Here is a 12,807-nt window from a genome sequence, read left to right on the forward strand (position 1 = left end):
GCTTTCTCTTGGAAAAGGCCTAGCAGCCTTGTTGGTGGCAGATCAATGCCCCGGCCCTACCCTAATTCCTAGGGATGGAATTTCAATTATTGGCGAGCGAGCGAAAAACTCTTCCTAAGCCCCTATTACGTCTGGCTTTTATCAAGCCACCCGATGATTTCCGCCGGGAAATTGCGACGCCAGTTCGCGATACCATTTTCCGCTCTTTTTGATCGTCCGTTCCTGGGTCTCGTAGTCGACGTAAACGAGACCGAAGCGCATGCGGTAACCTTCAGCCCATTCGAAATTGTCCATCAGGCTCCAGGCGAAATAACCCTTCACCGGATAACCGTCCGAAACGAGATCCGCCACGACCGAGAGATGTTCGACATAATAATCCAGTCGCGGCTGGTCATCGATCTCGCCCTTCTGCGGCCCCACATTATAGGCAGCACCGTTCTCGGTCACGTAGCAGTCCGGCAGGTCGTAATGACGGTAAAGATCCTCCACCAGCGACTTCATCGCCGGCGCGTAGATTTCCCAACCGATATCCGTCACCTTCTGGCTGACGAAGGGCGCTCCCTGCGTGGCGGGGTAGATCGCCTCCTCCGCGGAATCGTTGGTCACACGCATCGGTGTGTAATAGTTGAGCCCCCACCAGTCGAGTTTCTGGCTGATGATCGAAAGATCGCCCTCCTCGATTTTCGGCATCTGGCTGCCGAGCGCCTCGATGAGGGATGCGGGATATTCCCCCTTGAACACCGGGCCGAAAAAGGCCCCGTTATGGAAATCAAAGGCCCGCTCGGCCGCAGCCTTGTCCTCGGGGGTTTCGGAACCGGGAATGACGGAATGGGCGTTGAGCACCAGCCCGACCGGCACATTCGGTGTCACATGCCGAATGGCTTCGACGGCGAGACCATGTGCCAGATTGGTCGTGTGCATGGCGGCGAGTGCCGCCTCCATGTTTCGCTCGCCCGGCGCGTGGACGCCATAAAGATGCGATAGCCAGACGGAGCACCACGGCTCGTTGAACGTCGCGACAGCGTCCAGCCGGTCACCAAGCCGGGCCATGACGACCTTTGCGTAACGCTGGAAAGCGTAAGCGGTGGACCGTGCCGTCCAGCCCCCATCTCCCATCAGGGCAAGCGGCAGATCCCAGTGATAGAGCGTTGCATAGGTCTTGATACCCCGCGCCTTGCAGCCATCGACCAGCCGATCATAGAAATCCAGACCCTTTTCGTTGATGCGGCCGGTACCTTCCGGAATGATGCGCGGCCAGGCAATCGAAAACCGATAGGCCTCGACACCCATTTCCTTGATCAGATCGAGATCCTCTTCCAGGCGATTGTAGTGGTTACAGGCGACATCGCCGTTGTCACGGTTGAACACCCTCCCCGGCATGTTGGAGAATGCATCCCAGATCGATGGTTTGCGCCCGTCGACCTTGGTCGCGCCTTCGATCTGGAAGGCGGCAGTCGCCACACCGAAGAGAAAGTCACCGGGGAAACGCGCCGCGAAAATCTTCGGATCGGTCATGAGCAGGCTGTCCTCTTTATGATGGCGCGTCGGATGACGAAAATCAGAACTCCCGTCCCGATATCGCCGACCTCAATAACAGATATTGCGGCGCTTTGCAGGGGCAACGATGCCGCGCAAGGAGACCCGCACGGACAGCTGCAGGTAGCTCACCTCCGCCTCCAAAGACTCGCAGATGCCTATCAACACACACGCAGAAATAGATATTTAGCCGTCAAGATGAGTGGAAAATTCCAAAATACAATCGATAATACATGCAATTTTAGCGATCAATATTCATATATAGAAAAACATTCTCAATTCAGGCGAAAATCGGGCAAAGTTTAGCCTTTCGATCCTTGAACCTCCAATCCTGCGACGATAGAGCGCGGGTGTCATAGTGACGCTCTCCCGTCTCGGAGGCCTCACATGAATTTCAATGGCTGTCCCCCTCAGCCACGAAGGAGTGAACAATGAGAGATATTCCGGGCCTGCCGTCCCGTCGAGGTTTCCTGAAAGCCTCGGCGGCGACTGCCGCTATTGCCGGTATCGCCGTTCCGGCCAAGGCCGAACAGAAACCAGAACCCGTCGCCCTCACAGAATACCAACCGGACTGTCTCAAGCCCAGTGAGTGGGCTTTCGTGATGGCAGCGGTAGCGAGATTGATCCCGTCGGACGGCGAAGGCCCCGGCGCTATCGAAACACGCGTTCCCGTCTTCATCGACAAGCAGCTCGCCGGCGATTACGGCAAGGCGTCCGACTGGTACATGGTCGGTCCCTATCAGCCGGCGGCCAGCCCGCTGCGCGGCTGGCAAACGCCCTTGGCACCGCTGGAAATCTACCAGCAGGCGATCCCGCTGTTCGACGACTGGTGCAAGACCACCCACGGCAAGATCTTTGCCGAACTGGATGCGGAAACCCAGGACAAGGCGCTGACCTCGCTCCAGAAGGACGAGATGAAGATCAAGCCGGAACTGCGCGAGTTCTTCGGCATCCTGCTCGCCAACACCAAGGAAGGGTATTTCTCCGACCCGATGTATGGCGGCAACCATGGCATGGCGGCGTGGAAATATATCGGCTTCCCGGGCGCCCGCGGCTCCTACAAGGAATGGGTCGGCAAGCATAACGTGAAATATCCGCTCGGCCCCGTCTCCATTTCCGGCGAAAGGGGTTAAGCACCATGGCACGGACAGAAAAGAAAAAAGACGTCGTTCTCGTCGGCTTCGGCTGGACCGGCGCGATCATGGGCATCGAACTGGCCAATGAAGGCCTCGAGGTTCTGGCGCTGGAGCGGGGCCACGATCAGGCGACCGTTCCCGATTTCCAGTACCCCAACATGATCGACGAGCTGAAATACGGCATCCGTTACGGCATGATGGAAAAGCCGGCCAATACGACGGTCACCATCCGCCGTTCGCTGGATGAGGAGGCTCTGCCTTACCGCAGCCTCGGTACCTTCCTGCTCGGCACCGGCGTCGGTGGCGCAGGCACCCACTGGAACGGCCTCAACTGGCGTCCGATGCAGTCGGAATATCGCCTGAAGTCCTATGTGACCGAAAAATTCGGCGCAGACGTCATGACGGAAGACATGACGATCCAGGACTATCCGATGACCTATGAGGAACTGGAGCCGCATTTCGACCGCTTCGAGAAGGTCGCCGGCATTTCCGGCACGGCCGGCAATATCAACGGCAAGATCGTCGAGGGCGGCAACCCGTTCGAGGCACCCCGCTCCGACGAATACCCGATGCCGGCCATGCCTTCGACCTGGGATGGCGTCAAATTCCGCGACGCCGCCAAGGCTGCCGGTTACCACCCGTTCCCCTCGCCGGGCGGCATTGCCTCCAAGGACTATGTCAACGAATACAACATGCAGATGGGGCCGTGTAACCACTGTGGTTTCTGCGAGCGTTACGGCTGCTACAACTATTCGAAATCTTCCCCGCAGACGGCAATCATCGATGCCCTGAAGCGCAAGAAGAACTTTGAATACCGCGTCAATTCGGAAGTGCTGCGCGTCGAAAAGTCGACCGATGGCAAGACCGTCACCGGCGTCACCTATTTCGACCACAAGACCGGCGAAGAAGTTTTCCAGCCGGCCGATCTGGTCATCCTGACCGCGTTTGCGCTGAACAACGTCCACCTGATGCTCGTATCGGGCATCGGCCAGCCTTACGACCCCAACACCAACGAAGGTGTCGTCGGCCGTAACTACGCCTACCAGATCACCGGCGGTTACACGCTGTTCTTCAAGGACGAGAACTTCAACCCGTTCATCGGCACCGGCGCCAACGGCTTCTGCATCGACGATTTCGGCATCGACAATATCGATTTCGCCAAGGAAGGTTTCGTCGGTGGCGCCTATTGGCGTGCAGGTCAGACCAACGGTCAGCCCGGTCACACCATGCCGCTGCCGGCAGGCACGCCCTCCTGGGGCGCAGGCTGGAAAAAGGGCATCGGCGAGTGGTACGGCCATGCGATGAACATCGGCGCCCACGGCTCCGTCATGTCCTATCGCGGTCACTATCTCGACCTCGACCCGACCTACAAGGACCGCCACGGCCGTCCGATGCTGCGCATGACCTATAACTGGCATCCGAACGAGATCCGCCAGACGCAGTTCATGAAGCAGAAGATGGAGCCTGTCGCCAAGTCGATGAACCCGACGACGCTGCAGGAAGGTTTCAAGAAGGAAGGCGCCATGTTCGACGTCCGTCCTTACCAGACCACCCACAACACCGGCGGCACGGTGACCGGCGACGATCCAAAAACCTCGGTTCTCAATCGTTACCTGCAGTCCTGGGATTGCCATAACCTGTTCGTCATGGGTGCCAACACCTTCCCGCAGAACACGCAGTACAACCCGACCGGCATGGTCGGTGGCCTCGCCTATTGGGCCGCCCACGCCATCCGCAAGGACTACCTGCCCAATCCGCGTCCGTTGGTGTGAGGAGAGAAACGATGAAAAAGCTTATTCGCGTTCTCGGCGTCCTCGTCGTTCTGGGCATCGCCGCCCTTCTCGCCTTCATCTTCGTGCCGGTGCAGCGCACCGGCCCGGTCACCCAGCTAGCCGCCGACTTCAAGCCGGCAAAGGGCCAGGGTGAATATGTCATGCGCGCCGGCGACTGCATGGCCTGCCACACGTCCGAGGGCGGCAAGCCCTTTGCCGGTGGCCGTGCCATCCAGAGCCCGATGGGCACGATCTGGACCACCAACATCACCCCGGACAAGGAAACCGGCATCGGCAACTGGTCGCTCGACGATTTTCGTACGGCCCTTTACGATGGCGTTGCTCCGAACGGCACGCATCTCTATCCGGCCATGCCGTACGAGAACTATCGCAAGCTGACGGAAGAAGATGTCGTGGCTCTCTACGACTACTTCATGCATGAGGTGCAGCCGGTTTCCAACAAGGTCGAGGAAACCAAGCTCTCCTTCCCGTTCAACATGCGTTTCGGTCTGCGCGCCTGGAACTGGCTGGCAGCCAGCTATCAGGCCGGTTTCAAGCCGGAAGAAGGTCAGGACGAGCAGTTCAACCGCGGCAAATATCTGGTTGAAGGTGCAGCCCACTGTGCCGCCTGCCACAGCCCGCGCACACTGTTCATGTCGCAGGACGGCATCGACAGCTCGTCGAAGGCTTTCCTGACCGGCGGCGAGATCGACGGTTACACCGCTCCTGACCTTCGTGGTCCGGAAAGCGGCCCGCAGAAATGGACCACCGAGCAGACCGCGGCCTACCTGGCGACTGCCCGTAACGCCCATTCTTCTGCAACCGGCGAAATGATGCTGGTCGTGCGCGATTCGCTCCAGTACCTCACGCATGAGGACAACATGGCGATCGCCACCTACCTCAAGAAGATCGGGACTGGACCGGCAAATGCTTCGGCCGCTTCCGCAAAGCCTGAGGTAACCGAGACGGAAAAGCTGCTGACGGACGCCAAGCCGGATATGCCGCTCGGCCCCCGCCTCTATCTCGACAACTGTGCGGCCTGCCATATCGTCAATGGCAAGGGCGCCGGCGAGACTTTTCCGGAACTCGACGGCAACTCGCTCGTCACCGCGATGTCTCCAAAGGGCCTGATCAGCGTCATCCTCCACGGTGCGGAACTGCCCTCCACGGCAGACCGTCCGATGAAGCTGCGCATGCAGGGTTATGACCAGCGCCTGTCAGACGAAGAGGTCGCGGCTCTCGCAACCTTCCTGCGACAAGGCTGGCACAACAAGGCACCGGGCGTTTCGGCGGCCGATGTCAAGGCTGTTCGCGACGCGGCAACGCACTGATTGCATCCGGCTCCGCCATCTTAAGGTGGCGGAGCTATTCACCTAGCGTCACGCAACTGTTTCCCATCACAGAGACGAGAGAAAGCATCTGAAGTGAAGGATTCGGATTCACCCACGACGAAACCGCAACCTCCGCTAATAAACTCTTCACCAACAGGCAAAAATAAAGCCGCGGCATCACCCAAATAGGTGATTTATTCATTCTCGATAGCGCCAAATATCCTCACAATTCGAGGAATTGAGTGGCGTGATACTTCGATTACCGAAAAATCTTGTCCAGCCCGGCCTTTTTATAGAATCGGTCGAATGCCCGAGCAGTGAGTTCTCCCGGCGGCGGTTCATGCTCGACTCCGAAGAGGATATGAAGGCGATCCTCCACTCCTCCGCTACAGACATCCTTGTCAGTCGCCAGAAAAGCCGTATCGACGCAACAGCTCTCCTCGAACGCGCGCCGCCGCGTTATGCGAAACTTGCTTCACTCGACAAGCCAACGGCAACCCATACCGACAGGGCGGTAGACTACGCCATGACCACCATGCGCCAAGGCGTGACGGACATGGTCTCCGGCAGGGTCGACATGGAGCAGATCACCCAATCGGCAGCCTCGGCGCGCCGGGCCGTCGAAGCCGCCCCCGACCTCTTCATGCAGGTCACACGCTTGAAAACCAAAGACAAGGGAACCTATCTACATTCGGTCTCCGTTGCCGGCCTGATGGCGCAGATGGCGGTCCTGCTGGAATTCGACGAAGCCTTGGTCGACGAGATCGGCCGAGCCGGCATTTTGCACGATTTAGGCAAGCTGCTTATCCCCAATGCTATTCTCAATAAGCCGGGCGAACTGAACGCTGCCGAAAAGCGTGTGATCCGCAACCATCCCGAGATTGGCTATCGCCACATGAAGAAGCTCGGCGGCGTGTCGGATCTCATCCTCGATGTCTGCCGCCTGCATCACGAGGCACTGGATGGGAGCGGTTATCCGCTTGGCCTGAAGGCCGAACAGATCGGCACCGCTGTTCGCATCTGCACCGTCTGCGATGTCTTCGACGCGCTGACTACCGTACGCCCCTACAAGAAGGCTTGGTCAACGACAGAAGCCCTAACCTGGATGTACGACAAATCCAATCTCTTCGATCGCAAGCTCGTTCTGCGACTGGGTTCAATGTTTCGTTGAGATTTCCGACTGATCACGACGATTTCAACCGAGTTGTGTTGCGCTGCAATATTTGGCGAAGGATGAAGCGTTCCATTCGAATCAAATGGAAACACCCATGTTGCAAAACCTTGACCGCTCCCAGCCGTATTTCCTGAGCCTGCTCCGTGCCATTTCGGCATTGGTCCTGTTCAGCTACGGCACCCAAAAGATTCTGCATTTCCCGGCTGCCCAGAGCGTGCCGCCGGTAGGTTCGATGTCCTGGATCGCCGGCATGCTGGAACTGGTGCTCGGCTTCTGCGTACTTATCGGCTTCAAGACCCGTTATGCAGCCTTCGTGCTTTCCGGCCTGATGGCCTTCGCCTATTTCATCGGCCATTTTCCGCGCGGCATCTATCCGGCGCAAAACGGCGGCGTAGCGGCCATCCTGTTCTGCTTCATCTTCCTCTATATCTTCGCCGCCGGTCCTGGCCCGCTCAGCGTCGATGCCAAGATGCAGAGCAAGTAAGAACGTCGAAAAGGCTGAGGCCCCCCCTCAGCCTTTTGTTCGCGCAGACAACTCCAGCCTGCGCGTGATGCCGATCGCATCCAGAAACACCTCGTCATGGCTGATGACCAGAAGCGCTCCGTCATAGGCCGAAAGTCCGCGCTCCACCGTCGCGATGGAATCGAGATCCAGATGATTGGTCGGCTCGTCCAGAATGAGCAATGGCGGAGGATTTTTCCCGCCGAGCACGCAAGCCAGCCCCGTCCTCAGCAACTGCCCGCCGGAAAGCGTTGAGACCACCTGCAATGCCGCGTCCGCCCGAAACATGAAGCGGGCCAAAGCCGCCCTGCAAGTATTCTCGTCGGCATCCAGATTGAGACGGCGAAAATTGTCCCGGATCGTCATTCCCGCATCGAGCAGGCTGACGGTCTGATCAAGCAATGCATAATCCGTGAAGATGGACACCGTGCCCTCGGATGGCGCAATCGCCGCTGTAATTGCCCGGATCAGCGTCGTCTTGCCGGAGCCGTTGGACCCGACGATGGCAACTCGCTCCGGCCCGACCAGATCGAAAGAGATGTCCGACAGAACGGGCGCCCCTTCGCCATAGCCGACGCTCACATGATCGAGCCGCAACATGCTCTTGGCCGCAGGAAGCCCGGTCGAAGCGATATGCGCCGAAAACGGCTGCAGGATTTCGATCCTCTGTCGCGCTTGCGCGACCACCTCGGATGCCTGCTGCTTGCGCCGAGCCGCCAGCCGGGCATTCTCGCCACTGGTGGCCTCGCTTTGCATCTTCAACCCGCCCGCCACGATACGGGGCATATCGCCCCGGTCGGCTTTGCGCTTGCCGGTACTATCGCTGCGCGCTTTTCGTTCTGCCTGAACCTGGGCAGTGCGGGCGATCTCGTCGAATGTCTTTTCCGCATCCGCCAGATCATGTTCGGCTGCCGCCAGTTCCAGCGCCTTGCGCTCCCGAAACCGGCTCCAGTTGCCTCCATACCGCCTGGCGCCAAGCGTCGTCAGTTCGATGATCGCATCCATGCCGTCGAGAAGCTCACGGTCATGGCTGACCACGATCGCCCCGGCCCTCCAGCGCGACAGAAGATCGATAACGGCATTACGCCCGTCCCTGTCGAGATTGTTGGTCGGCTCGTCCAGCAGCAGAAAATCCGGCTGGCGAAAGATAAGCGCGGCAAGTCCCGCCCGAGTGCGCTGCCCACCGGAAAGGGATGAAAGATGAGTCTCCGGCCTCACATCGAGACCGGCATCGGAAAGTGCGGAGGCAATACGTTCCTCGACGAACCAATCGACGATACCTATCTCCTCGATAGTTGCGTCACCGGCAACCGCCCTTTTCAGCAGCGCAAGATCGGCAGTTGCGTCGAAGAGATCCGCGATCGTCTGGTCATCATCGAGCTGCACGCTCTGGCGCATCATGCCGATGCTGCCATGAACGGAAATAGAGCCGGTCTGCGGCTGAATCTGCCCGGCGATGAGCTTCAGGATAGTCGTTTTGCCGACGCCATTGCGGCCGACAAGCCCGGCGCGTTCAGCCGAAAAGCTCAGATCGATATTGGAGAAAAGATTGCGGCCGTCAGGCGTGGACCACGTAAGATTGGAAAGTGTGATGGAAGCAGGCATGGATATGATTTCCCTGGATTGCAAGGCAAAGCGGCGTTGCGATCGAGATGAAATCCATTGCGGCACACATCCTGTTGGTATTGCTGACGATCAGTCATCTATCGGCTGAAACCGACCAAAGCAAGGCGAATGGCAGAACCGGTAAGTCCTGCCATCCGAGTCCGAGCACAATCAGAGCTTGACCCAAGCGCCGTTCCGTTTCGAAGACGCAACGCAGGCCTCAACGAAAGTGACACCCTTCACCCCGTCATCCACGGTCGGATAGATCACCGCCTTGTCGAGCTTCGTACCCTTCTTCTTCGCATGGATGGCACGCGCGGCCTCCGTGTAGATCGTTGCGAAAGCTTCCAGATAGCCTTCGGGATGACCCGACGGGATGCGCGAGACGCGCCCCGCCGCGGCCCCTGCTCCCGCGCCATTGCGGGTGATCAACCGTTTCTGGTCACCGAACGGCGTGAACCAGAGATAATTCGGGTTCTCCTGCGCCCATTCCAGCCCGCCCTTTTCGCCATAGACGCGCAGCTTCAGCCCGTTCTCGTTGCCTGGCGCCACCTGACTGCACCAGAGCATGCCCTTCGCGCCTTCGGCAAAACGCAGCATCACATGCGCATTGTCATCCAGTCTGCGGCCCGGCACGAAACTGTCGAGATCGGCCGCAAGGCTCTCCAGGGTCAAACCGGTTACGAAGGAAGCGAGATTATAGGCATGCGTGCCGATGTCGCCCGTCGAGCCGCCGGCACCGGATTGCGCCGGGTCCGTACGCCACACCGCCTGTTTTGCGCCGGTCTGTTCGGCCGCCTCGGTCAGCCAGTCCTGTGCATATTCAACCTGCACCACACGCAGCTTGCCGAGATCACCATTGGCGATCATCTCGCGCGCCTGCCGCACCATCGGATAACCGGTATAGTTATGCGTCAGGATGAACAGCGCATCGCTTTCGTCGGCAAGCTTCTTCAGCTTCTTGGCGTCAACCAGATTGGAGGTCAGCGGCTTGTCGCAGATCACATGGATGCCGCGTTTCAAGAACTCCCGCGCCGCTTCGTAATGCACATGATTGGGCGTGACGATCGATACCGCCTCGATGCCATCCTTCAGCCGCGCTTCACGGATCGCCATATCCTTGTAGGAACCATAGGTGCGCGACGCATCGAGCCCGAGTTCCCTACCGGAGGCCTGAGCCTTCTCCGGGGTTGACGACAGCGCCCCTGCAACAAGCTCGAACTGGTCGTCTAGCCTTGCTGCCATGCGATGAACAGCACCGATGAAAGCGCCAGAACCTCCACCCACCATGCCGAGCCGGATACGCGGCTCGCGCGTATCTTCCTGTTTTCCTTCGATTGCCATGAAAATTCTCCTTGAAATGTTCTGCCGCGGTGGTTGCCCCTCATCCGGCTGCCGCCACCTTCTCCCCGCTCGCGGGGAGAAGGACGATGCCGCACCGCCTTGCCTCAATCGAGGAGACATCGTGGGCCACGTCCCCTCTCCCCGTCATTACGGGGAGAGGGTTAGGGTGAGGGGCATCTTGAAATTGGTAACTTAGGGCATGCATCAGCCGATAAAGCCAACTTCCCCTTACAACCCCAACATCCGCCTGTTGGCCGCCTCGTCCGTACCGCCCGCGGCAAAATCGTCGAACGCGTGTTCGGTGACGCAGATGATATGCGCCTTGACGAATTCCGCCCCTTCCCGCGCTCCATCTTCCGGGTGTTTCAGCGCGCATTCCCACTCGACCACGGCCCAGCCGTCGAAATCGTTGGCGGCCATCTTGGAGAAGATCGCGCCAAAATCCACCTGCCCGTCACCCGGTGAGCGGAAGCGGCCGGCGCGGTTGACCCAGCTCTGGAAACCGCCATAAACGCCCTGCCGGCCGGTCGGATTGAATTCCGCATCCTTGACGTGGAACATCTTGATCCGGTCCTTGTAGATATCGATGTTGTCGAGATAATCGAGGCACTGCAGCACATAATGCGATGGGTCGTAGAGCATGTTGGCGCGCGGATGGTTTTTCACCCGTTCCAGGAACATCTCGAAGGTGATGCCGTCATGCAGATCTTCGCTCGGATGGATCTCGTAGCAAACATCGACGCCATTTTCGTCGGCATGGTTCAAAATCGGTGTCCAGCGTTTCGCCAGCTCATCGAAAGCGGTTTCCACCAGCCCGGCCGGGCGCTGCGGGAACGGATAGAGATAGGGCCAGACAAGCGCGCCGGAAAAGGTCGCATGCGCCTTGATGCCTAGATGCCTTGAGGCGGTGATCGCCATCTTGACCTGTTCGACCGCCCATTCCTGCCGCGCCTTCGGATTGCCGCGCACTTCCGGGGCGGCAAAGCCGTCGAACACTTCGTCATAGGCCGGATGCACGGCCACCAGCTGGCCCTGAAGATGGGTGGAGAGTTCGGTGATCTCGACACCGTTTTCCCGCGCCTTGCCGGCCAGTTCGTCGCAATAATCCTTGGAGGTCGAAGCTTTTTTCAAGTCGATCAGCTGGCTCGCCCAGGTCGGCACCTGCACGCCGATATATCCCTTGTCCGCCGCCCATTTGGTGATCCCGTCCCAGGTATTGAACGGCGCTGAATCACCCGCGAACTGCCCGAGAAAGATGCCGGGTCCCTTGATCGTCTTCATGAAAAATTCCTCCGCTTATACAATTCAGAACATGGTACGAGCGCGCAGGCTGACAACCGTGCGCGCTCGAAAAGGCCGATCAGAACGGCGAGTCGGCGAAGTAGAAGCTCTCCGCATTATCCTTGGTGATCAGCGTGGCATCCAGGATGTAGTTGCCGCTCACCGGAACCTGGTCATAGAAATTGCCGGCCGTCAGTTCCATGGCGGTCGCCACCATGGCCGGCGGATAGAGCACGTTGACCGGCATCATCTTGTCGCCATCCATGACCTTCTTGATCATGTCCTTCGAACCGGCGCCGCCGATGACATATTTGATGTCGGTGCGCTTGGCCTGCTCGATGGCTTCCAGCACGCCGACAGCCATGTCGTCATCCTGGCACCACACTACGTCGATCTTGGGGTATTTGGTGAGATAGTCCTGCATCACGCGGAATGCGTCGTCGCGGCTCCAGTTGCCGTACTGGCGATCGAGAACCTTCACCTTCGAGCCGGCAATGCCCTTGTCAAAACCGTCCTGACGCTGCTGGTCGATCGGGATCGGCAGGCCGCGAATGATGACGACTTCGGCTTCCGGCGTCGTCTTGGCGATGTATTGGCCGGCGACTTCGCCGAGCGCCGGGTTGTTACCGGCGACATAGAGATCGCGGATCGTGTTGTCGTTGACGGAAGGCGCGCGGTCGACCAGCGCCACGAACTTGCCGTCGTCCTTCACCTGCTGGATGGCCGATACGAGCTGATCCGGATCGGTCGGCAGGATGACCAGTGCATCAATGCCCTGCACCGCCAGATCCTGCACTGCATTCGCCTGGCTTGCCGGATCGGCCGACGTCTTGACGATGACGTTCAAGCCCTTGTGCTCGGCCATCAGAAGCTTGGCGACACGTTCGGCATGGAACACAACGCCAGCCGTCCAGCCGTGGTCGGCGGCAGGAATGGAAACGCCGATCGTCACCTTCTTTGCCTCCTGGGCAAAAGTCGTCGCCGGCACCGCCACGGCAAATGCCGTCAGCGCCGCTGCGGCATAGCCCAATAATCTCTTGTGCATGTTCTCTCTCCCAAGTTTTAAGGGGTGATCTCCTCCTGACCGGACCTACCCCAGATGGCCCGGCCTATTCTCGAATGCCTC

Annotated in this window: 10 protein-coding genes; 5 read left to right on the plus strand and 5 right to left on the minus strand. The window is 59.0% G+C overall.

The window, feature by feature from the left end; genetic code table 11:
* Positions 1 to 141 precede the first annotated feature (141 nt).
* A complete protein-coding gene (locus ACI3K0_RS05155; RefSeq protein WP_404945049.1) occupies positions 142 to 1,515 on the minus strand; it encodes a GH1 family beta-glucosidase in 1,374 nt (457 codons plus the stop codon).
* 452 nt (positions 1,516 to 1,967) lie between these two features.
* On the opposite strand from ACI3K0_RS05155, the gene ACI3K0_RS05160 reads away from it, so the two are divergent.
* The 5 genes from ACI3K0_RS05160 to ACI3K0_RS05180 all read left to right on the plus strand — a co-directional run bounded on the left by ACI3K0_RS05160 (position 1,968) and on the right by ACI3K0_RS05180 (position 7,433).
* Positions 1,968 to 2,669, plus strand: a complete 702-nt coding sequence (locus tag ACI3K0_RS05160; protein ID WP_404945050.1) for a gluconate 2-dehydrogenase subunit 3 family protein — start codon at positions 1,968 to 1,970, stop codon at positions 2,667 to 2,669.
* Positions 2,670 to 2,674: 5 nt separating this feature from the next.
* Positions 2,675 to 4,444, plus strand: a complete 1,770-nt coding sequence (locus ACI3K0_RS05165) for a GMC family oxidoreductase (RefSeq protein WP_404945051.1) — start codon at positions 2,675 to 2,677, stop codon at positions 4,442 to 4,444.
* Between the two features lie 11 nt (positions 4,445 to 4,455).
* Positions 4,456 to 5,775: a c-type cytochrome gene (locus ACI3K0_RS05170; protein WP_404945052.1), complete on the plus strand. Its 1,320-nt coding sequence runs from the start codon at positions 4,456 to 4,458 to the stop codon at positions 5,773 to 5,775.
* Positions 5,776 to 6,022: 247 nt separating this feature from the next.
* Positions 6,023 to 6,946: an HD-GYP domain-containing protein gene (locus ACI3K0_RS05175; protein WP_404945053.1), complete on the plus strand. Its 924-nt coding sequence runs from the start codon at positions 6,023 to 6,025 to the stop codon at positions 6,944 to 6,946.
* Between the two features lie 97 nt (positions 6,947 to 7,043).
* Positions 7,044 to 7,433, plus strand: a complete 390-nt coding sequence (locus ACI3K0_RS05180; protein ID WP_404945054.1) for a DoxX family protein — start codon at positions 7,044 to 7,046, stop codon at positions 7,431 to 7,433.
* Between the two features lie 27 nt (positions 7,434 to 7,460).
* On the opposite strand, the gene ACI3K0_RS05185 is transcribed toward ACI3K0_RS05180, so the two are convergent.
* The 4 genes from ACI3K0_RS05185 to ACI3K0_RS05200 all read right to left on the minus strand — a co-directional run bounded on the left by ACI3K0_RS05185 (position 7,461) and on the right by ACI3K0_RS05200 (position 12,726).
* Complete coding sequence (locus ACI3K0_RS05185) at positions 7,461 to 9,056, minus strand: ABC-F family ATP-binding cassette domain-containing protein (RefSeq protein WP_404945055.1); 1,596 nt, start codon at positions 9,054 to 9,056, stop codon at positions 7,461 to 7,463.
* A 171-nt stretch (positions 9,057 to 9,227) separates the two neighbouring features.
* The gene (locus ACI3K0_RS05190) at positions 9,228 to 10,400 is read right to left on the minus strand and encodes a Gfo/Idh/MocA family protein (RefSeq protein WP_404945056.1); all 1,173 of its coding nucleotides are present in this window, start codon (positions 10,398 to 10,400) and stop codon (positions 9,228 to 9,230) included.
* A gap of 228 nt (positions 10,401 to 10,628) precedes the next feature.
* On the minus strand, positions 10,629 to 11,681 hold the full coding sequence (locus ACI3K0_RS05195) for a sugar phosphate isomerase/epimerase family protein (RefSeq protein WP_404945057.1): 1,053 nt from the start codon (positions 11,679 to 11,681) through the stop codon (positions 10,629 to 10,631).
* 79 nt (positions 11,682 to 11,760) lie between these two features.
* A complete protein-coding gene (locus ACI3K0_RS05200) occupies positions 11,761 to 12,726 on the minus strand; it encodes a substrate-binding domain-containing protein (RefSeq protein ID WP_404945058.1) in 966 nt (321 codons plus the stop codon).
* Between the last annotated feature and the right edge of the window lie 81 nt (positions 12,727 to 12,807).

Source organism: Rhizobium sp. ZW T2_16 (genome assembly GCF_044987325.1).
GTDB classification, from domain to species: domain Bacteria; phylum Pseudomonadota; class Alphaproteobacteria; order Rhizobiales; family Rhizobiaceae; genus Neorhizobium; species Neorhizobium cellulosilyticum.